The sequence below is a fragment of the Symplocastrum torsivum genome, assembly GCF_059505465.1.
Genome location: NZ_JCACKQ010000039.1, coordinates 37,579 through 58,866 on the forward strand (window position 1 = coordinate 37,579; position 21,288 = coordinate 58,866).

Annotated in this window: 15 protein-coding genes; 5 read left to right on the forward strand and 10 right to left on the reverse strand. The window is 45.1% G+C overall.

Going from position 1 to position 21,288, the window contains the following annotated elements; translation table 11 throughout:
- Positions 1 to 47: 47 nt before the first annotated feature.
- Together AC5JL3_RS12505 and AC5JL3_RS12510 are read right to left on the reverse strand one after the other, a co-directional pair.
- Positions 48 to 5,315 (reverse strand): response regulator, encoded by a 5,268-nt coding sequence (locus AC5JL3_RS12505; RefSeq protein WP_496074799.1) that lies wholly within the window; start codon positions 5,313 to 5,315, stop codon positions 48 to 50.
- Between the two features lie 327 nt (positions 5,316 to 5,642).
- Positions 5,643 to 6,104, reverse strand: a complete 462-nt coding sequence (locus tag AC5JL3_RS12510) for an orange carotenoid protein N-terminal domain-containing protein (protein ID WP_496074800.1) — start codon at positions 6,102 to 6,104, stop codon at positions 5,643 to 5,645.
- 313 nt (positions 6,105 to 6,417) lie between these two features.
- Here AC5JL3_RS12510 and AC5JL3_RS12515 point away from each other — a divergent pair, with 313 nt between their 5' ends.
- The gene (locus tag AC5JL3_RS12515) at positions 6,418 to 7,656 is read left to right on the forward strand and encodes an alpha/beta hydrolase fold domain-containing protein (RefSeq protein ID WP_496074801.1); all 1,239 of its coding nucleotides are present in this window, start codon (positions 6,418 to 6,420) and stop codon (positions 7,654 to 7,656) included.
- Between the two features lie 275 nt (positions 7,657 to 7,931).
- Here AC5JL3_RS12515 and AC5JL3_RS12520 read toward each other — a convergent pair whose 3' ends face one another.
- Entirely contained in the window at positions 7,932 to 8,186 is a 255-nt protein-coding gene (locus AC5JL3_RS12520; protein ID WP_496074802.1) for a hypothetical protein, read from the reverse strand.
- A gap of 4 nt (positions 8,187 to 8,190) precedes the next feature.
- Between AC5JL3_RS12520 and AC5JL3_RS12525 the strand changes: the two genes are divergently transcribed.
- The gene (locus AC5JL3_RS12525) at positions 8,191 to 11,142 is read left to right on the forward strand and encodes a GAF domain-containing protein (RefSeq protein ID WP_496074803.1); all 2,952 of its coding nucleotides are present in this window, start codon (positions 8,191 to 8,193) and stop codon (positions 11,140 to 11,142) included.
- A gap of 106 nt (positions 11,143 to 11,248) precedes the next feature.
- On the opposite strand, the gene AC5JL3_RS12530 is transcribed toward AC5JL3_RS12525, so the two are convergent.
- From AC5JL3_RS12530 to sufB, 7 genes are all read right to left on the reverse strand, one after another.
- A complete protein-coding gene (locus AC5JL3_RS12530) occupies positions 11,249 to 11,665 on the reverse strand; it encodes an Imm1 family immunity protein (RefSeq protein WP_496074804.1) in 417 nt (138 codons plus the stop codon).
- Positions 11,665 to 13,053, reverse strand: coding sequence for a deaminase (locus AC5JL3_RS12535; protein ID WP_496074805.1), 1,389 nt, complete (start codon positions 13,051 to 13,053; stop codon positions 11,665 to 11,667). Before AC5JL3_RS12535 ends, AC5JL3_RS12530 begins: the two co-directional genes overlap by 1 nt.
- Before the next feature lie 19 nt (positions 13,054 to 13,072).
- Positions 13,073 to 13,702, reverse strand: coding sequence for a Uma2 family endonuclease (locus AC5JL3_RS12540; protein WP_496074806.1), 630 nt, complete (start codon positions 13,700 to 13,702; stop codon positions 13,073 to 13,075).
- A gap of 85 nt (positions 13,703 to 13,787) precedes the next feature.
- Positions 13,788 to 15,050, reverse strand: coding sequence for a SufS family cysteine desulfurase (locus tag AC5JL3_RS12545; protein WP_496074807.1), 1,263 nt, complete (start codon positions 15,048 to 15,050; stop codon positions 13,788 to 13,790).
- Positions 15,051 to 15,137: 87 nt separating this feature from the next.
- Positions 15,138 to 16,523, reverse strand: coding sequence for a Fe-S cluster assembly protein SufD (gene sufD, locus AC5JL3_RS12550; RefSeq protein WP_496074808.1), 1,386 nt, complete (start codon positions 16,521 to 16,523; stop codon positions 15,138 to 15,140).
- Positions 16,524 to 16,525: 2 nt separating this feature from the next.
- Entirely contained in the window at positions 16,526 to 17,317 is a 792-nt protein-coding gene (gene sufC, locus AC5JL3_RS12555) for a Fe-S cluster assembly ATPase SufC (RefSeq protein WP_496074812.1), read from the reverse strand.
- A 112-nt stretch (positions 17,318 to 17,429) separates the two neighbouring features.
- A complete protein-coding gene (sufB, locus tag AC5JL3_RS12560; RefSeq protein WP_496074809.1) occupies positions 17,430 to 18,869 on the reverse strand; it encodes a Fe-S cluster assembly protein SufB in 1,440 nt (479 codons plus the stop codon).
- Positions 18,870 to 19,089: 220 nt separating this feature from the next.
- Here sufB and sufR point away from each other — a divergent pair, with 220 nt between their 5' ends.
- From sufR to AC5JL3_RS12575, 3 genes are all read left to right on the forward strand, one after another.
- A complete protein-coding gene (gene sufR, locus AC5JL3_RS12565; protein WP_496074810.1) occupies positions 19,090 to 19,767 on the forward strand; it encodes an iron-sulfur cluster biosynthesis transcriptional regulator SufR in 678 nt (225 codons plus the stop codon).
- A 62-nt stretch (positions 19,768 to 19,829) separates the two neighbouring features.
- Positions 19,830 to 20,087 (forward strand): NDH complex assembly factor CRR9, encoded by a 258-nt coding sequence (locus AC5JL3_RS12570; protein WP_192222026.1) that lies wholly within the window; start codon positions 19,830 to 19,832, stop codon positions 20,085 to 20,087.
- A 156-nt stretch (positions 20,088 to 20,243) separates the two neighbouring features.
- Positions 20,244 to 20,999 carry a ParA family protein gene (locus AC5JL3_RS12575; protein ID WP_496074811.1) on the forward strand — a complete coding sequence of 252 codons (756 nt, stop codon included), beginning with the start codon at positions 20,244 to 20,246 and terminating at the stop codon, positions 20,997 to 20,999.
- Positions 21,000 to 21,288: the final 289 nt, after the last annotated feature.

Below are 21,288 nucleotides of genomic sequence, written 5' to 3' on the forward strand. Positions count from 1 at the left end.
CTAAAGAAAGCAAATCTTAGAAGAAGTGACTTCCCTCTTTCTGCTTATCACGTTGAGATAAGCTGATGACGTTGAGCCAGCAAAGCCGTTTTCACTTTCTCATACTCCGTTTTCGCCTGTAATACTTTTACTGGTGTATCAGTAAGCGTACCTGTACGGGCGATCGCTTCTAAGTCCCCGCAAAGTTGGGCAAAGCTTTTCGCACCTAGCATGGCGCTAGTTGACTTAAGGGAGTGAGCTGCCCACTCCAACTCCGATGCATCTTCTTGGGCGATGGATGTAGCGATCGACTGCAACAACTTTGGCGTATCTTCCAAATAGCGATCAATTACCTTGATCAAGATTTCGTCTTCATCCAGCATTTCTTGGACTTCTCGAAATGCCGCAATGTCAAACGCCTCTCCTTCTACAGACTCTGGCTCGACTTCAACCGTAGGAACAAGACGCTCCTGAATCACTTGACAGTTGCTCAAGACGCGACTGAGTTCCTCCACACGAATCGGCTTACTAACATAATCATCCATGCCTGCGTCCAGGCACATCTCGCGATCGCCTTGCATCGCATTGGCTGTCATTGCAATAATCCGAGGACGTTGAGCAAGTGACCATTCACTAACGATGCGACGTGCAGTTGCTAAGCCATCCATCTCCGGCATCTGTACATCCATAAGTACCACGTCATAAGGCTGACGGCGCAGTGCCGCTAGTACCTCCAAGCCATTACCTGCCACATCCGCCCGATATCCCATCCTTTGTAGTAGGTGTAGCCCGACTTGCTGATTGACAACATTGTCTTCGGCTAAGAGAATTCGTAACGGCAAGCGTTGGGCCAAGTGACAGTCAATCTTTGAGGAAATTGAGCAGGTTGATCGAACTTTGATGGGCTGTCCGACGATTGCCTCAATCAAGACATCATAGAGCTGAGACTGTTTAATCGGCTTGTTGAGGAAAGCCAGAAAATCATCCTTCACAAAGTTATGGCTATTTGACCCCGCTATGCGATCGCTAAGTTCTGGCTTCCCAATCGTGGTCAGCATGATTAAGATTAACTGTTGACATCCGGGCTGTTTGCGAATTTCCGCCGCAAGGTTTAGCGCGTCCATCTCTATCATCTGCATATCCAGAATGGCGAGGTCAAATAGTTCTCCTTGACGCAGCCACTCTAGAGCTTCTGAACCTGACTCAGCCACACGAATCACCATTCCCCAAGACTGCCCCTGCATCGTCAAAATTTGACGATTGGTTGCATTTTCATCCACAATCAGCAACCGCTTACCGACTAGCTGGGGTTGGGGAACATCAAGCTCATTCTCTTGAGGACTCTCACGCGCTTGCGTGACGAGGGTGAAATAAAAGGTCGAACCCTGACCCACTTCACTTTCTACCCAAATTCTACCCCCCATCATTTCACTCAATCGTTGGGAGATGACCAACCCTAATCCAGTGCCTCCATAGTTGCGCGTTGTCGAGGAATCAACCTGGCTAAAGGCTTGGAACAGGCGACCTAGACGCTCAGCAGGAATACCAATACCTGTATCCTTAACAGCGAATTGAATCTCGTAACGAGGGGAGGGAGTAGGAGGAAACAAGGAAGATTTTTCTTTCATGTCTCCCGTGTCTTCCCAATTCCCGATTCCCAATTCCCGATTCCCCAATACATTAGCCACAACTGAAACAGTGACTTCTCCTGTCTTGGTAAACTTAACCGCGTTACTGAGCAGATTGACTAAAATCTGACGCAGACGAGTAACGTCTCCCAAAATCGTGGTTGGTGTTTTTGGGTCAATGAGATAGGCGAGTTCTAGCCCCTTCTCTGCGGCTTTCGGTGCGAGGAGGTCGAGGGATTCTTCGATACAGGTACGCAGTTTGAAAGGGTATTTTTCTAGTTCGAGTTTGCCTGACTCGATTTTGGAGAAATCAAGGATGTCGTTGATGATCGTAAGCAATCCTTCACCACTGCTGCGAATCGTTTTGGCAAAGTCTCGTTGTTGTGGTGAGAGTTCCGTATCGAGCAACAATCCTGTCATGCCGATAACGGCGTTCATCGGGGTGCGGATTTCGTGGCTCATTGCTGCTAAGAATTCACCCTTAGCTTGGTTTGCCGCTTCAGCCGCTTCTTTTGCTTTTTGTGATTCTTCTTCTGCTCGCTTGCGCTCAGCAAGTTCGGCTGATAACTGATGATACAGTTCCGATTGCTGAACCGCGATCGCAACCTGGGTTGCCAATTGTTGTAGTAACTCAATGGCTGAAGACTTCCACTGCCGAGATTCGCCACAGTGGTGGGCAAGTAACAGTCCCCAGAGTTTGTCTCCTTGCAGAATCGGTACTGTAAGACTTGCGACTACCTGAAACTGAGCCAGGAAGTCAACGTAGCAGGGCGTTAGACCAGCTTTATGGACATTCTCAATGACACTCACACGACCTTGTTGATATTTCTCGGTGTAAAATTTTCCAAAACAAGGGTCAGAAATCATCGTTCCTAAAACAGCATTCCATCCAGGAGTGACAGACTCAACAACAACCATCCCACTCCAGTCAGGATTGAAGCGGTAAATTAGTACCCGATCAGTCTGGAGGAACTGTCGCACTTCCGTAACGGTAGTATTGAGAATCTCCTCTAAATCTAAGGACTGGCGTACTCGCAGTGCGATCGCGCCAACTAAACGCTCCCGTTCCGCTTGCTGCTGAAACGCAACTTCAGAACTCTTGCGTTCTGTAATATCGGTACTAGTCCCAATCAAACGATAAATTTGGGAGTTAGCATCACGTAGAGGAGTTAGACTCGTCAACCACCACATCTCTAACCCTTTGAAGGGTAGACATTCCTCGTAGGAAATTGTCGCTCCAGCCTCCACACAAGCGCGATAGCGCCCACTCACAGTTTGAGCAGCCTCCAGGGGCAATACTTGCTCAGGACTTTTGCCACGAAGCTCCTCTGAACGCAAACCTGTCAGGTGTTCGTGAGCCGGATTCAAGCCCACATAACGAAACTCCCCATTCTCCAGGACATCAACAACAAAGATCGACTTTTCTACGCCATCGTAGATACTGCGTAAAAACTCTTCATTTTCTCGCAAAGCCGCCTCTGCCTGCTTGCGTTGAGTGATATCGCGCACAATGCAGACGGCTTCATCAACACCACTTTTGACAATACGCACTTCATAGTGATAGATGCCATCAGGCTTTTTAAATTGATGCTCATACGTCTGCAATTCCCCTATTTCGACAGCCATTTCTAGAAGATGCAGATGATGCTTCTTTGCCTCTTCAGATATCGGTAAGTCGCTGATATTACTTCCAATTACTATCTCTGCTGGGATGAATACATTACTTTCTGTCGCCTTGAAATCCAAATACGTTCCATCGACTCGTTGACGGAACATGAGGTCAGGAATCGCATTCAGCAGCGCCCGCATCTGCTCTTCACTTTGGCGCAAGGCTTCCTGAGTGTTGAAAAGCTCAGTAATATCAGTATGGGCACCCACCATACGAATCACTTTGTCATTGGCATCTTTCAGGTGAGTGGCTCGTGAAAGGATGTAAACTGTTGAGCCGTTTTTGTGATAGAAGCGTTGCGTTACGAGAAAGCGTGAGACTTTGCCGCAGTTGTAATCTTCTATCAGCTTTAATGCCGCAATTCGATCTTCCTCATAGATGACTTTTTCCCAGGAAACCAATTCGTTGGGCAATTCATAGTCAAGGTAGCCCAGCATCTCCTTCCAGCGTGGAGAGTAATAAATTTCGCCAGTTATGAGGTTCCAGTCCCAAAAACCATCTTTCGAGGCTTGGGTGACTAGATCAAAACGTTCTTTTGTTGCTGTGAGTTCCTCTTGGAGACGTTGGTGTTGAAGGGAAGGCAGAGGGTGCTGGTGCCGGGAACCTGCGTCCCGGCAAGGAAGCACCCCGGAGGGGCAGAAGGCAGAGGGTGCGGTGAAAAGGAACCTGCGTCCCGGCAAGGAAGCACCCCGGAGGGGCAGAAGGTTCTGTGCAGGCGGGGATTCTAAACCCTGCTGAACGGGAACCCCTAAAACGTTGTTCGGTGGGGGATTGTGACCCTTGCTCCGCAATGGTTCGGCTATATGACTCGTGCCATCGGCAGACGCTCGTTCGACGAAGTCGTCCCCGTTCCCCGTTGGCGCAGCCTTCTCCAAAGGAGTAGGGGTTCCCGAAGGGTAGGGTAGACTTGCTACCACTGACGCTCCTACGTCGCTATCGCTTCGCGTCACGCTATTGGGATAAATCCCTCCTGCCTTCTGCCCTCTGCCCTCTGCCTTGTTTTCCTCGACAGTTTGCTGCAATTGTTCAATTATGCCAAGCAGTTGCATTGGCTCAAGCGATCGCAATAAATCCTCTTGAGTGAAGACTCCTAACCAATTTTCTGGCTGTTCCCACACTATTAAGTGTTCACTCTGCCATAGGTGCAGCATCTTTTGATTGGCTGTCCACAATGACTCATCAGGACTCAAGCCATACAAGGGTGTCCTCATCACCATATGCGCTTGAGTTTTCGACAAATCAAGCCCTAGCAGCGAGAGTTGGACAAGCTGGATAATGTCGCGTTCTGTAATTAGCCCTACTGGAATTAACGATTGCAACTCAGTTTGGTCTTTTATCGGAGCAAGGTGTTGCGCTCCATTCTCCCTCTCTTTATCACCTCGCCTCTCCTGGGTCAGCACCACGTAGCTCACATCATGAGTTACCATCAGGCGGGCAATACTCAGGATAGAGCTAGTTGAGAGAGCCTGAATAATTGTGGTTGTCATCACCATCTCTACCTGTTGCAATTTCAGGAAATTGAGCAGTGATAGCCCTCTACATAAACTCTCAGAGGTAATCACTCCCAACAGTTGACCCTCAGAACCTAAGACAGGTAGGTGATGAATTTGATGTTGATGAAAAAGCGATAGTACTGTGAAAAGATTACAGGACTTCGAGAGAGTCAGGGTAATTGGCGATCGCGTCATCACCTCTGCAATCTTTATTTCCCTGAAGTTCACCTCACAAGCGGTTAGCTGAACCAAGTCCTGTGCCGTAAATACCCCAACTAACAAATCTTGTTCCATCACCAAGACGCAAGTCGATGGCGCAGCACACTTGTAATTAGCGATCGATGTCTGCCTTGTTATAGCGTCTTCTAAGTGCTGAGTCTCCACCAGAGAAATTGACGCAGCACTGGACAAAGCATTAGTTTTTCCCCCTTTCCCCATTAAGGCAATGACATCTAATAGTGGTGTCTCAGGAGAAATCGTTAGGGGATGAGAAGCGATTAGCTCCTCTAAGGACGGTAAATTAACAAGGGCAGGGTCAGGCTGCATAGTAGTTCCATTGTATGCTTGCATTGGGAGATGCCAACCTCTTTACGGTTATACTTCAGAATTTTTTCTTTATCTAAAGAGGGCTTAAAGAAACTACAACTAATTATGATGCTTTTGTAAAAATCTTTTTTAGACAGTAGATGTCTAATTTCTAAACAAAATCTTAAACACAGAAAACAAAATAAAAGTAATTTAAATACAAAATACTCCGAATTTTATTGTTTAACACTAGATTTATTACATAGTTTATTAAAAGAGTAGGGTGAACAAAAATGCCCACCCTACTCTTTTTTATGCTAGCTTGTACGCGCTCTGGAATCTAGCGTTTTACTGGGGATTAGCACCCATTGCGATTACTGCACTACGCATGAAGTTAATCCGCTGCTCAAAGTCCAGTTGTTTGACGCTATTTGTAAACTCTTGAGTTTCAGTGGGCAGTTGGTAGTCAGAAGGTACCTGAATAACCGTGCCTTTTTCCATCCCTTGTGCTAGACGCAGCCACACATCCAGCTTACCGCTGGAACTCAAAGAGCTATAGGTATGGCTGATCTGAGTATCTGCACAGCTAGCAATATCGCGCTGCGCCTGTAGCTGTTCTTCTGGCGATAAGGCTTGAATTTGATCGAATACAGCTTCAGCGGTTGTTTGTGCAGAAGTTGCATTCGCTGGATCTAATTGGTCTTTGATGTCTAAATAACCAAACCATAGTATGGCGAGTTGGGTATCAACATCGAAGCGCTTAAAGGATTCGAGAGTTTGTTTTGTGATATCGTCAGTTGCAAAAGTCATTTGAATCTCCGATTGAGTTTCCGATTGAATTACTAATGGATGGCTCAGTTTTCTGAGCGGCTGAGGTGGCTTTCTTGCCCCTCTTTACAAAATTTAATAAATTACCGATGATCGGTTAACCTGGCTACAGGCAGATATCGAGGTCACTGCTAAAGGCAGATGAAACAGTAGAGTTTTAATGAATTTTCTTTACAAAATTCCATAATGCGATCGCTTTAAAGCTTGATCGTTGATTTAGTTGTTCGTCATGTTGATGAAGAAGTAGGGGAGGAGTCAGGAGTTGCTCCAAGTACAGAAGAGGATAAGGATAGCCATGATGTCTCATCCAATTAGAAGGTTGTTCAACTCTCTTGCCCTGCTTTTATGCAGTGTTGGTCTATTCTTGAGTGCCTGGATTGTCATACCCGCTCCCACAAGGCGCCTACTTCCGTTGGGGGTTGGTGCGCCAGAAGTGAGTCCTTGGTTACTGGTACTCAATGCGATCGCTTTTGCCACTGTGCTAGTTGTGTCTTCACGGGTGAAGCGACAGCGTCGTTGGCTGTATCGCCTAGGTTTGTTTGCGACTTTACTGGGGTTATTCTGGAGCGCACTGCCACTGTTGCAGTTGCCTGCAACCGCGCAGCGTATGGCAGCAGCAATGGTTGAGGGACTAGGCGCAGACTACATGGCAAAAATTCCGAGTGAAGTACAGCAAATGCGATCGCCCAAGTTGCCTCGACAAATGCGATCGCAACCCTTTGTCCTTACTGAGGTCTTTACAGGCATTAAACTTGGTGAAGTCCGCTACACACCTAACATTCAGTTTGCTGCCCCAGACAACGTGCCATTAAGCCTAGATATTTACCAGCCTCCAAAACCAGGACTATATCCAGCACTTGTCGTAATTTATGGGGGTAGTTGGCAAAACGGTGACCCAACACAAAATGCTAGTTTCAATCGCTATATGGCAGAGCGAGGTTACACTGTTTTTGCGATTGATTATCGCCATGCCCCACGCTACCAATTTCCAGCGCAATTAGAGGACGTACAAGCGGCATTAACCTTCATTTATCAGAATGCAGCTAAGTACGAAGCTAACCCCAAACGCATTGCCTTACTTGGACGTTCTGCTGGAGGACACCTAGCAATGCTTGCGGCTTATCAACCTGATGCTCTACCCATCCGAGCCGTTGTTAGCTACTATGGACCATTTAACCTAACAAGTGGCTACAAAGACCCACCCTATCCCGATCCGCTCAATGTACGTGCTGTCTTGGAAGCATTTTTAGGAGGGACACCAGATGAGCTACCGGAAGAATACGCCAAAGCTTCACCTGCAAGTTATGTAACACGCCCACTCCCACCAACGCTCTTAGTCCATGGAAGCCGCGACAATATTGTCGAAGTACGCTTTGCACGGAATATGTACAATCGTCTGGGTGCAACTGGGACTACCCGCGTCTTGCTCGAAATTCCTTGGGCAGAACACGCCTTTGATGCGATCTTTAATGGACTCAGCAATCAGCTAGCACTCTACTACACAGAGCGTTTTCTGCATTGGGCGCTCAAATGAGTTTAAAGAGAATAGCACTTCATCTGAGTAAGGGGGCTGAAGTATAAAACAAAAACTTTGATTAATTAAACTGCCTATAAAGGTATTGCTCTTAATCGGTGGTCAATAATCTATGAAATCTTTAAAGAAGCTTTACTTTATGACGAGCGATCGCAATTATTATAAAAACACAAAGGTAAAACTTTGATTCAAGAGTAAGTTTGTCGCTCTTTACACTTAGAATCAACGTCACCCAAGCAGTAAGACTAGGAATGCATCTCCACAAAGCGCTCTAGTTATTTGACCACTACAGCTTTGACAAAGCAGTTTTTTATAAGCATAATAATGGGTTCTCCTCTGAAGGAATTCATCAGGGCACCAGCTATCGGCACTGGCAAAGCAATAGAAATTGAGAAATTTTCCTTGCCATTAAAACCTATGCCTGTATAAAGCTCATAGTATAGTTTCCTTTTGTAAACAACGGTTTGGTAGGGTGCGGACATAAATGACTTCTTACTCAATGCATTTGTCTTAACTAATTGTGGTTTCATCCTCATGACAAACCAACTGAATTTGACTTTTCCAGCAGTCAAACACCGCTTATTTGCCAGCGGAGTAAGTTCTAGAGAGCGTACTAAAGCTTTGGTTTTAGCACTCTGCTTGAGCATCATTCCTGCATTGGGTATTGGAGCAACAGGCTACCACTTTGCAAACCGAGCTGCCACCAAACCAATTGCCCAAGTTGAGTCAGGGGAAACAAAGGTTTCACCAATTCTTCAAAAAAACCTACTGCTTGAATTAGCGCTCTTTAGTGGAGTTGCAGGGGTATTAGCAAATGCGATCGCATTACTCGTTTATCGCCATCGCCTCAGTTCCGTAAAGCCTTGCTCTGAGAAAACGCTATTATTTGGTGATATTGCCTCCCAAAATCAACCGATCAATCTTCACTCTCTCTATCAACGAACCGTTGAGGGAGCAAGAAAAATCCTCAATACTGATCGGGTAATTATCTATACCTTTGACGAGAACTGGAATGGAACTATTACCGCTGAATCCGTTGCACCGGGATTAATTCAGTCGATTGGGAATGAAATTGTAGACACCTGCATGAAAGACAGCAAAGGTGGACTCTACAAAAATGGTCGCATCTGTGTCATTAACGACATCTACGAAGCCGACTTGTCAGCGTGCCACATTAAATTGTTGGAACACTATCAAATCAAAGCCAACATGGTGGTACCAATTCTCCAAGATGACCAACTTCTTGGCTTAATCATTGCTCATCAGTGTGACAAAGCACGGATTTGGCAGCAAGACGATATTGATTTCTTCGTGCAGTTAGCCTCACTTATTTCACTGCGATTGAGTCGCATGAACTTTCTGGAACAGAAAGCTGAAGCCAAACAGGTTAGTTTATTTTCTAACGTTGCTTTGCGTATTCGTGAATCTCTCAATTCAGAGGAAATTTTCATCACAGCCGCTACAGAAATTCGACAAACCCTTAATGTAGATCGAGTCCTTGTCTGTCGCCTTAACCCAAGCCTCAACGAAGGAGAAGTCGTCGCAGAGTCAGTTGTTTCTGGTTGGTCGTCAACATTTGGATTGCAACTGGCTAATCTTGGTATAGCAGAGCGTGATCTGGAGTTGTTGAAGAATGGTTTGAACCATCCCATCAGTAACGTCATTGAAGAATCGACTCACAACAACACTGACAAAATTCTTGCAGCACAATACCAAGTTAAGTCAAGTTTAATTGCCCCAATTCGGACAAACAAACAGCTCCAGGGTTTAATCATTGCTCATCAGTGTTCTACAACACGCACCTGGGAACAGCCGACAATTGACTTATTTGAGGAGTTAGCCACCCAAGTTAGCTTGGCGCTGGAACAAGCAACCCTTTTAAAAAGTGTGGCAACTGAAGCGAAGCGAACACAACTCTTGGCAGACTTTACCTCCCATATTCGTCAGTCGTTCAACTCACAAGACATTTTCAGCACTTCAGTCAAGTCGATTCAACAAACCCTAAATGTTGATCGTGTACTAATTTATCGCTTCAATCCTGAGGGTAGGGATGGAACAATCACATCTCAAGCCGTTTCCTCCGATTGGACACCGACTCCAGAACACAATCTCAATCAATTGTTTCAGGAAGAAAATTTCCAAGGCTATCGCATGGGTAGCCTCTGGATTGCCCATGATGTTTATCAAGCCGACCTCACCGCTACTCACCTCAGGCTCTTGGAAAACCTGCAAATTAAAGCCAGTATGGTTGCGCCGATTCTCTCCGGTGATGAGTTAGTTGGTTTATTGTGTGTTCATCAGTGTTCGGAGCGTCGGGATTGGCAGCAACCAGAATTTTATTTACTTAAACAGTTAGCGGCTCAAATTGGCTATGCTCTTGACCAAGCCAAGCTCATTGAGCAAGTTAATCTTGTTTCTGAGCAGCAAAATCAGCAAAGCGAGGAACTGCGACGTCAACTGCTTATCTTGATTCAAGAGGTTGAAGGAGCCGCTAAAGGTGATTTAACCGTTCGCGCTGAAGTGACAGATGGTGAGTTGGGTACCGTTGCTGACTTTTTTAATGCAATTATTGAAAGCTTGCAAGGGATTGTGACACAGGTCAAACAAGCAACAACTCAGGTTAACGCTTCTCTTGGAGACAATGAAGAGGCAATCCGACAACTGGCAGATGTTGCCTTCCAACAGGCTCAAGAGACAACGCGAACCTTGGATTCAGTGAAGCAAATGACTCGTTCGATTCAAGAAGTGGCAGATAGCGCTTGCCAAGCGGCGGCTGTGGCGCGTACAGCCTCGACAACAGCCGAAACAGGTGGAGAAGCAATGGATCGCACAGTGCAAAAGATTTTGAACTTGCAGGAAACAGTCGCCCAAACGGCTAATAAAGTGAAGCGTTTGGGTGAATCAACTCAAGAAATTTCTAAGGTGGTTTCTTTAATCAACCAAATTGCTTTGCAGACAAACTTGTTAGCCCTCAATGCCGGGATTGAAGCGGCACGAGCGGGTGAAGAGGGTCAGAGCTTTGCTGTAGTGGCTAAAGAAGTGGGTGAACTGGCAGCCCGTTCTGCGGCAGCGACTAAAGAAATTGAACAAATCGTGGAAAAGATTCAACTAGAGACGAGTCAAGCCGTTGAGGCGATGGAACTGGGTACATCTCAGGTTGTTGAAGGTACTCATCTGGTTAATGAGACAAAACAAAGTCTTGCTCAGATTGTGGAGGTGTCTCGCCAGATTGACCAGTTGATTACCTCGATTTCTGTTGCTACAGTGTCTCAAGTAGAAACATCGTCTGTTGTGACGGATTTGATGAATGAGATCGCCAAGGTTTCGGAACGGGCTGCCGAGTCTTCGCATCAAATTTCTGACTCGTTGCAGCAAACTGTGGAGGTGGCACAGCAACTACAAGCGTCTGTGGAGGTGTTTAAGGTGGATACCGAGAAGTCTCAAAAGCGATCGCTATGGGAAGGCGATCGCAATTTGCCTCTTTGATACAGCAAAGGACTCTTCGTTCAATACGATCGCCTTCATTCTCAAGCAGTACTTTGTTACTTGAATGATTGGTATTCAGAAATAGATTTGACCAAAACCTTGCTTTTCACACCGCTACTAATGATTCATCTTCTTGCCAAGAAAGCAAGGTATCAAGTTTGCCTGATTCTGTAAATGTTCTAGCAGCCAGTAAGCAAGGAAGCAAATCAACACATATCTTGGCTGGATAAATTCCTTCTTGTCCACCAATAACTAGCTTTTCTGTAGCATTAGGTTTTGATAAATCAACCAAGTTATGGAAACTCATATTATCGAAAGTTACTGAGACAACATAATTTCCCGATTCACCCCCGCCAATAGTCATGTATGCCTCGTCATCTACTCCCAATGTCACTAAAGTTTTGCTCTTGCCGTCTAATTCACGGATGGCTGCTTCTATTTGATTCCAGTCTGGGTTTTCAATGAAGTCACTTTCATTTCGGTTCCCAACCCATTTTTCAACTGATAAGTCTAATACAAACATTATTGGCTCCTTCTGTTTGGCGGTTTTACAGTTATTGTCTTACTTTCGCTTGGAGTAATAGTTTCTAATTCTTCTATACCTAACTGCCAAGCCATAGAATTGACACCCCCTCTTATACCGCAAGCAGCGCAAAGATCGCGATCCACAATCAAACGAGCTTTACCACCTTTAATGCCTGCATCCGCTGCTTGTTGAAAAGCATCAGCCTCAGCGTGGGTTTTAGTAATGGGATTGACTTTGAAAGTTATCTGTCGAGGATGGGGATTACTAGCAGAATTGATACCGAAGAAAGTTTGACCGCCTATTTCTAGTTTGGCGATGGTTGATTTATCTATTTCACTTCCAGCAGGGGGTAAATCGAGGCGTTGTCTATATTCAGCTAGTTCTTCAAAAATACTAATAGTTTTTTCCTTCGATATCGAAAATGTTTGCTTCGACTGCTTCACAGTGAATTCGTCTAGCTGCCCCTTAAGCCGCTTATAGCATTCAGATGGTATATTTCTATCATCAGTTTTTAAAGGTAAAAAAATCAATCCTTTACTACAAGTCCATCCCACTACAAGAACGAATTCTTGGCTAGGATCATACTTAGAAATTAATTCTTGGCAGTTTTTCCGATCCTCAGTTTGCTTCAAATATTTGGACAAGCCGTACTGATACTCACCTAAGTATTTAAAAGGAAATTCCCCAGAATTCCAGCTTGGTATGCCTAACGCCTCCCACCCTCCTTTACCCAAGAGGACATGAACGGCACCACGTCCTTGTTCTAAATAACCCTTCCAGGCAAAAGCTGCAAAAAGCTCGAAATCTTCTGCTATGAGTCTACAAATAGGGTGAGGTGGGTTTAATGGGTCAGCCCATTCAACACTAGCCCTTAAATCTAGTAATTTATTCAGTGGTGACGCTGGTTCCTCTGCCTGAAGCCCAAGTTTTTGGTAATTCTCTGGTGGGGTACTGGAAGTCGAATTGTAGCGTAGGCTAATATGCCCATCCCTGCCTCGCCATTCAAGGATAATCGCTACCTGTCGTTCTGGATCATATTCATTCACTATCTTTTGAACTTTATCGGCTTGCATCGCAGCCCAAAGTCCACGCATCATCTCCTGACGAAATATCTCTCGCTCGTCTATGTACTGAACAGAAAAATTACCTCCAAGCAGAACTATCTTATTCAACTTAATGATAAGTGCCCCACGTCCTTTCTCTAAATAACCTTTCCAAGCTTCCCCTGAAAGACGTTCCCAATTTTCCTCAATGAAGCGTATTAAGGATTTCCTGTCAGCTCCTTCTCTAGCAAATTTTTTTAAAGGATGAGATTTTGTTGAGAAGTTACTCTTTATTAAAATTTTATTTTCGCCAAAACCTTTGCCACGACTCATCTCTTTCATCCTGATGTTTTGGAGAATACTAAATCTTATCCCTCACCCAAGCTCGAAATGATTTCAGCAAGGCAATTTCTCCAGAAATTTTACTCTGCTCAATAAACCGACTCATCTCAGCCACCGATACTAGGGAAAAGGCAAGGCTAAACTCACACTCAACATACTGCTCCTCAGCTAGCTGATAGAATTTCAAAACTCGTCCATCATATCTCCAAAGCTCTGGTATACCTAGTGCTGAGTAAATTCCGAACTTGTTAACAGAACTACTAGTAATGTCGATTTCAATGGCTAAGTCAGGTGGCGGATCGGTTTCTAAATCTAGTTCTTGCCTACCTCTGACCACTGGTTCATTCTGGATGTAGTAACAGTTATCTGGTTCTATCCCTCGATTGGTTAATTTCCGCTTTAGCGTTGTAGAACCAGCACTTTTTATTTCAATATCAAGTTCTTCAACTAAGGCAAAGATTAAGCGATCAAACTGAACTTTTGGATTTTCGTGTTCGTAAAGAGGAGTCATGATTTCCAAGGTGCCGCAGTCATAAGCAAACCGTGAACCTCTATCTTCACCTGTCTCTTTCAGCAAGGCTTCAAAGGTTTGCCAACTAATGTTTTGTAGTACAGTTCTTTGCTCAGCTTGAGTTAAGGTAGTAACCATCTCAATCTTGGATAAGTTTTAGAACATGAAAGGGTGAGCAATGCCCACCCTTTAAACATAACTGAAGATACTTTATAGTTTCCTTTCAGTCCATAATGTTGCCGAAAAAGTCGATCGTGTCCTTGAGTGCAGTAATGAAGGCATCAATATCTTCACGGCTGTTGTAGAAGTACAAACTCGCCCGTGCTGTACCCGATACGCCTAAAATTCGGTGTAGGGGTTGAGTGCAGTGATGTCCTGAACGAATCGCAACACCTTCTTGATCGAGAAGTGCAGAAATATCGCTAGAGTCGAGTCCTGGAAGTGTAAAAGATGCGAGTGCTGCTCTACCTTTACCGTCTTCTGTCGGTTGTGGACCATAGACTTTTAGTTCAGGAATGCCGTGCAGTTGCTTGAAGAGATAGGCGGTTAGTTCTTCTTCATAGGCGTGGATTTTGTCCATGCCTAAGTTTGATAGATAGTCTACTGCTGCACCTAGCGAGATCGCTTCTCCAATTGCCGGAGTTCCGGCTTCAAATTTGTGGGGTAACTCCGCATAAGTCGAATGATCAAGGAAGACTTCGGCAATCATCTCGCCACCACCCATGAAGGGAGGCATTGCCATAAGTAGGTCGAGTTTCCCATACAGGAAGCCTATACCTGTTGGAGCGCACATTTTGTGACCGGAGGCAACCAACCAATCACAGTCCATTGCCTGGACATCAATCGGCATATGAGGGACACTCTGGCAAGCATCGATTAATACCTTAGCGCCGTGACGGTGTGCGATCGCAATAATCTCTTCAACTGGATTAATACAACCCAAGGTATTAGAGACATGAACCACACTTACCAGCTTGGTTTTATCTGAAATTAGCTGCTGAAAATGCTCTAAGTCAAGCTCACCTGTCTCAGTGAGGTTTACGTGCTTGAGTACTGCACCTGTTTTCTGAGCAATGAGTTGCCAAGGAACAATGTTGCTGTGGTGTTCCATCACAGAGAGAATAATCTCATCTCCCGGCTGCAACGTGTTCAATCCCCACGTATAGGCAACTAAGTTAATCGCTTCACTGGCATTACGGGTGAAAACAATTTCTTGCCGCGAGGCAGCATTTACGAAGCTAGCGACTTTATCCCGTGCGCCTTCATACGCTTCTGTCGCTCTCACACTGAGGGTATGAGCGCCTCGGTGAACGTTGGCATTATCCCGTTCGTAGTAGTGGCGTAGGGCATTCAGTACTGCCAGAGGCTTTTGGGAAGTGGCAGCGTTGTCGAGATATACCAAAGGTTTGCCGTTGACTTCCTGATGCAAAATAGGGAAGTCTTGGCGCACTTTGGCAGCGAGTGTTCTTTCCTGAGCAATCGTCATGGGTTATCAGTTAATGGTTGTTGGTTATTGGTTAATGGTTGTTGGTTATTGGTTATTGACAAACAACAAACAACCAACAACAAGCAACTATGACATCCTGCATGAAACACACTGAGCCAGTCTATGCTGTAGCGAAGCTACAGGAATGCGATTAAGAATCTCAGCCGCAAAGGCATCAAGCAACAACTCGCGGGCGTTGGCTTCATTCAGTCCACGGCTTTGCAGGTAGAAAACTTCATCGGCATCCAGTTGGCTTACCGTCGCCCCGTGAGAACATTTCACTTGGTCAGCAGTGATTTCTAGTTGGGGTTTGGTATCAACACGGGCTTTTGGTGATAGCAGTAAGTTGCGGTTTAGCTGACCCGCGTTCGTAAATTGTGCCGCTTTCGGGACAAACACCTTACCATTGAAGACCGCGTGACCCCGGTCGTCCACGATACATTTATGCAACTGATTGCTGATGCCGTGGGGATGATTGAGAGCGATCGCACTATGGGTGTCAGCCACTTGTTCACCGCCAATCATCGTCAACCCGTTTAAAGTCGTTTCCGTGCCTTCACCTGTCTGAAAGACTTCTAAATGATGGCGAGACAGTTTTGCCCCTAGCGTGATGGCATTGCAGGTGTAGCGGCTATTTCGAGCTTGTGCGATCGCACTTTTGCCAATATGAATTGCATCAGCCGCGTCTCTCTGACTCCGGGTATGAGTCACTTGAGCATTTTCCTCTACCCAAATCTCTGTCACCGGATTTGTGAAATAGGGACGATTCACAGGAATATCTGGACACCCTTCTACACTAGTGACATACGACTCAATTACATTCAATTGAGAGCCTGTTTCAGCTACCACCAAACAACGAGGCTGGAAAATAATCGGCACCTCATCGGTAGTCGAGATAAACAACACATGAATCGGTGTTTCTACTACCGTATTCTTCGATACCCAAACCACAGCGGCATCTGTTAAACCCGCAGTATTCAGCGCCGTGAATAGTTCTGTTGCGCCTTGTTGCTGGGCGAGATATTCACCAACTCTTGAGCGATGAGTTACAGGTAATTGAGCCAAATTACTGACAACTAACCCCTCTGGCAAATCAGCCAAAGATGATAGTTGGGGCGCATAAACCCCGTTAACAAAGGCTAAGCGAATTGGTGCTTCGGGTAATGCGAACTCATCTAGTAATGATTCCGGTAAAGCAGAAGTCGTAGAGGTTTGGAAATTAACCTGTACTAGTGGTGATAAATCAGTAAAGCGCCATTCTTCATCCCGTCTAGTGGGAAGTGTAAGCTTCTTCACCCATTGCGAAGCGCGATCGCGTAACTCATTGAGCAACGCTACCATTTCCGGGTCAATTACTTGTAAACCCAGTGCTTGAGACTGATTTAATAACTCAATAAGATAAGCATCTTGAGAGTCAGAGGCAGTGATTAATAACTCTTCGGGGTTAGGAATTGTGTTGGCAGAAACTTGCATCGTTATCGTCCTCCAACCTCAACAGCTTCTTCTTCCAGCACCCAATCATAGCCACGAGATTCTAATTCCACGGCAAGTTCCTTTCCACCCGTTCTGAGGATACGACCACTTGCCATTACATGAACAAAATCTGGCTCAATGTAATTAAGTAGCCGTTGATAGTGGGTAATCAAAATCGTCCCATTCTCTGGATTTGTTAACTGATTAACGCCATCAGCAACAATCTTGAGAGCGTCAATATCTAAACCCGAATCTGTTTCATCTAAAATTGCCAGCTTCGGCTCTAGTAGTGCCATCTGGAGAATTTCATTCCGCTTTTTCTCGCCTCCAGAGAAGCCTTCATTAAGACTACGTTCTAGAAAGCTAGGGTTCATCTTGACAACTTCTAGCTTTTCTTGTACTAAATCTTCAAAATCAAACGTGTCAATTTCTTCTAATCCCTGGTTCTTACGGCGGGAGTTGTACGCTACGCGCAAGAAGTCTAAATTACTAACACCGGGAATTTCTATAGGATACTGGAAGGCGAGAAAAATACCTGCGATCGCACGTTCTTCCGGTTCCATTTCCAGCAAATTTTGCCCCTGGAAAACTATCTCACCTCCAGTAACGTCATAGGCAGGATGACCCGCTAAAACTTTAGAAAACGTACTCTTTCCAGAACCATTCGGTCCCATAATGGCGTGAATTTCTCCCGCCTTAACGTCTAGATTTAATCCCTTAAGAATCTGATTCCCATCGACATCTGCCGTCAAGTCGCGAACCGACAGAATCACTTCACTATTTTCTTTAATCATTTCGACTAACAATAATTCTCTGCAAATTGTGGAAATTGGTGATTGGGGATTGAGAAAAAAGTTCATCGTTGAATTCACACGTCATACTTTCCCAGCCCCCAGTCCCTAGTCCCTATCCGACACTACCTTCTAGCTTGAGGCTCAACAGTTTGTCTGCTTCGGCGGCAAACTCCATTGGCAGTTCGTTGAAGACATCCTTACAGAATCCGCTAACCATCATGGAGATAGCATCTTCAGCGGAAATACCACGTTGCGCGAAGTAGAATAGTTGGTCTTCCCCAATCTTGGAGGTAGAGGCTTCGTGTTCTACCTTGGCAGTATTGTTCTGCACTTGGATATAAGGGAATGTGTTCGCCTGCGCGGTGTCACCAATCAACATTGAATCACACTGAGAGTAGTTCCGTGCGCCTTCAGCTTTGGGGCCAATCTTGACCAACCCGCGATAGCTATTTTTGGAACGGCTGGCGGAAATTCCCTTAGAAATAATCGTGCTGCGGGTGTTTTTGCCAATATGCACCATCTTGCTGCCAGTATCAGCTTGCTGCATATTATTGGTTAGCGCTACAGAGTAGAACTCACCGATAGAGTTATCGCCTACGAGTACACAACTGGGATACTTCCAGGTAATCGCAGAACCTGTTTCTACCTGTGTCCAGGAAATCTTCGAGTTAACTCCCTGGCACAACCCTCGCTTGGTAACAAAGTTGTAAATACCACCTTTGCCGTTTTCATCTCCGGCGTACCAATTCTGTACGGTAGAATATTTGATTTCAGCGTTGTCCATGGCAACGAGTTCCACCACAGCCGCGTGTAACTGGTTCGTATCGTACATCGGTGCTGTGCAGCCTTCTAGGTAGCTGACGGAACTGCCTTCTTCCGCGACAATCAAGGTACGCTCAAATTGTCCGGTGTCACCTGTGTTAATCCGGAAGTAAGTGGAGAGTTCCATCGGGCATTTGACACCCTTGGGAATGAAGACAAAGGAACCATCACTAAAGACGGCAGCGTTGAGGGCAGCGAAGTAGTTATCTGCGACAGGAACAACGCTACCAAGGTACTTCTTAATCAGTTCTGGGTGTTCTTGCAGGGCTTCTGAGATTGAGCAGAAAATTACGCCATCTTTAGCAAGCTTTTCTTTGAAGGTGGTTGCCACGGAAACACTATCAAAAATTGCATCCACAGCAACGTTAGACAACCGCTTTTGCTCAGAAAGGGGAATGCCTAACTTCTCGAAGGTTTCCAGCAGTGCGGGGTCAACTTCATCGAGGCTATCTAGCTTCTGTTTCTTTTGCTTAGGTGCCGAGTAATAACTAATATCCTGATAATTAATAGCAGGATAGGTAACGTGAGGCCAGCTAGGCTCCGTCATCTTCTGCCATTGCCGATAAGCTTTGAGGCGAAACTCCAGCATGAACTCTGGTTCGTTCTTCTTGGAGGAGATTAAGCGGACGACATCCTCACTCAACCCGCGAGGAATGATGTCGGACTCAATGTCGGTGACAAAGCCGTACTTGTAAGGCTGGTTGACTAGTGTCTTGACGGTGGCAGTCATTGATTCAGTGTTCTAGGAGTGTTCTTGTGCGAATCATTAAGATGGCAGGTGGGTGACGGCGAGCGTCAAGCTGCGGCAACCACTGACAGATGCGTCTGATGACTAAAACAACAAACTAGTTGTTTAACTCTATTGTAAAATACATTAACAACAACGATATTGTCAAAGTCAAATCAAATTGCTTCCTCTCGCCTTTCAGTCCCAAGTTTCCCGAAAGCCGATGACGACTACTCAGCATCCTTCCACTAAGCAAGACATCTTGCAACGTTTACTGAAACAAGATCAAGCGACGGCGCAGGAGTTAGCCGAAGCCTTTGAGATTAGCCCGCAGGCAATTCGGCGGCATTTGAAGGATTTGGAGACAGAAGGTTTGCTTGAGCATCAACAGGTACAAGTGGGGATGGGGCGTCCCCAATACGTTTATCGCCTTAGTCGCAAAGGACGCGATCGCTTTCCTCATCGCTATGAAGATTTTGCTGTTTCCCTACTGGATACTCTCATAGAAACTGTAGGGCATGAACAAGCAAGTTCAATTTTGCGTAAACAGTGGCAACGTAAAGCACTAGAATATCGCGATAAGGTTGGCACGGGTTCGGTACAAGAGCGTGTAGCTAAGCTAGTAGAACTCCGCAAAGGCGAAGGGTACATGGCAGAGTGGTATGCTCTAGAACCAAGTAATGTAGAAAACGGCATTGGTCATCAGTTTATTTTGGCAGAACACAACTGTGCTATTTCCAATGTTGCTGAATCTTATCCCAGCGTGTGTGGGCATGAGTTGGAGATGTTTGCAGCAGTGCTACCGGATTGTTCGGTTGAGCGCACTCACTGGATTAACAATGGCGAACATCAGTGTGGTTATTTGATTAAAGCAGGAAGCTCATGTAAAGAGGTTGTGTGAGCTATTTCTCCAGTAAGCGATCGCTTGCTATGGTAGGAACGAACTACTGAAATATCTATCTTATGGCTGAACCTCAGCAACCGACTACACAATTTCTAACTCCAGAAGAGTCGGCAGATGTAGACAAAGCGCTACTATCCTCCTCAGAAAAATTTTTGACTCGATTAACAATTTCATCTCTACGGCTGTTAAAGCAAATTTCCAAAGATACTAACGTTGCAATTGAGGACTTAACCCATCAGCAAGTCATAGACTGGTTTGAACAAGATGGAAAAATCCGGCGAGAACAAGGAATCGATGCGGCGTTCCTCAAGTGGTAAAGCTTAACGACTACATTATGTGACAGGTATCTGAAAAAGTAGAGAGTCCCCTTGGCAATTGTTATTTCCTTTATAAACCTCAAAGGAGGTGTGGGAAAGACGACAACAACTGTCGCTGTAGCATAAATGCTAGCTGGAGTATTCCTGAAAAGGGTTTTGGCCATCGACCTTGACCCTCAAACCAACGCCACATTAATGCTAATTGGCGAAGAAAAATGGGAGGAAATCAACAGTACTAACCACACTTTAGTTCAATTATTTACAGATGCTATTGAGCCAGAACAACAGAAATTTAATCTTCAACAAACTTTGCAAAGGCAAGTATCTAATGTTAAAGATGTCGATAACCTAGATTTGCTTCCTTCCAGTTTAGATTTAATTAACGTCCAAGACCGACTAGCAACAATCCCCAGTGGGCAATTTTATGCCACTAGCCCAATTGAAATTCTTCGCCGAGGGATTCGCTCTGTTATTAATAAGTACGATTATATTCTCATTGATTGCCCGCCGAATTTAGGGATTATGACACTCAATGGTTTGCGAATTTCGCAAAATTACATTATTCCAACAATCCCTGATATGTTGTCAACCTACGGCATTCCACAAATTACTAAACGGGTTAGAGAATTTTCAGAAGCAATTGCAGAATCAATTGAACCGCTAGGGATAGTTATCTCAAAGTATCAGATAGGAATGTCTCTACATGACCGAGTTATCAATGATTTACGCCGCTATAGCCGGGATGCTCCAGTCTTTGAGACAACAATACCTCAAATGCAACAGATTGCTGAAGCCGTTGAATTTATCCATTCTCAACAGTTCTCAACCCTGAAGCAAAAATGGGGCTATGCAGGTCAATTTTATACCTATCTGAGCTTAACTCAAGAAATAATGAAGAGAGTAGTTGGATGAGTCTTGAGAAACTCAAAGCTTTTTTGAGCTTGATGGAAACAATCAGTCCAGGCTCTAGCAATACAGTTGCAGTTATTGATAAATACAACCAATATAAAGCGTTTTCTCAAGAAATTGACGTTTTATTTCAAACTTTGCTTTCAAGTGATTCTGGAACACTACCTCAATCGAACAAGCGCCGCTCTTTTAGAAGCCCAGCAATTCTCGATTCCTAGAAAATTCCGCAATAAGTCGGCGTGCGAAAAAGCCTCCTTCCTTCAGTGAGGAAAGAGGCTTTTGTCTTTTGTGT

Excerpts from the sequence above, each read along its gene's own strand:
- sufB (WP_496074809.1), bottom strand. The coding sequence starts at position 18,869 with ATGACTGCCACCGTCAAGACACTAGTCAACCAGCCTTACAAGTACGGC.
- AC5JL3_RS12505 (WP_496074799.1), bottom strand. The coding sequence starts at position 5,315 with ATGCAGCCTGACCCTGCCCTTGTTAATTTACCGTCCTTAGAGGAGCTA.
- AC5JL3_RS12570 (WP_192222026.1), top strand. The coding sequence starts at position 19,830 with ATGGCTGAACCTCAGCAACCGACTACACAATTTCTAACTCCAGAAGAG.
- AC5JL3_RS12540 (WP_496074806.1), bottom strand. The coding sequence starts at position 13,702 with ATGGTTACTACCTTAACTCAAGCTGAGCAAAGAACTGTACTACAAAAC.
- AC5JL3_RS12515 (WP_496074801.1), top strand. The coding sequence starts at position 6,418 with ATGATGTCTCATCCAATTAGAAGGTTGTTCAACTCTCTTGCCCTGCTT.
- AC5JL3_RS12545 (WP_496074807.1), bottom strand. The coding sequence starts at position 15,050 with ATGACGATTGCTCAGGAAAGAACACTCGCTGCCAAAGTGCGCCAAGAC.
- sufR (WP_496074810.1), top strand. The coding sequence starts at position 19,090 with ATGACGACTACTCAGCATCCTTCCACTAAGCAAGACATCTTGCAACGT.
- AC5JL3_RS12535 (WP_496074805.1), bottom strand. The coding sequence starts at position 13,053 with ATGAAAGAGATGAGTCGTGGCAAAGGTTTTGGCGAAAATAAAATTTTA.
- sufD (WP_496074808.1), bottom strand. The coding sequence starts at position 16,523 with ATGCAAGTTTCTGCCAACACAATTCCTAACCCCGAAGAGTTATTAATC.
- AC5JL3_RS12530 (WP_496074804.1), bottom strand. The coding sequence starts at position 11,665 with ATGTTTGTATTAGACTTATCAGTTGAAAAATGGGTTGGGAACCGAAAT.
- AC5JL3_RS12520 (WP_496074802.1), bottom strand. The coding sequence starts at position 8,186 with ATGAAACCACAATTAGTTAAGACAAATGCATTGAGTAAGAAGTCATTT.
- AC5JL3_RS12510 (WP_496074800.1), bottom strand. The coding sequence starts at position 6,104 with ATGACTTTTGCAACTGACGATATCACAAAACAAACTCTCGAATCCTTT.
- sufC (WP_496074812.1), bottom strand. The coding sequence starts at position 17,317 with ATGATTAAAGAAAATAGTGAAGTGATTCTGTCGGTTCGCGACTTGACG.
- AC5JL3_RS12525 (WP_496074803.1), top strand. The coding sequence starts at position 8,191 with ATGACAAACCAACTGAATTTGACTTTTCCAGCAGTCAAACACCGCTTA.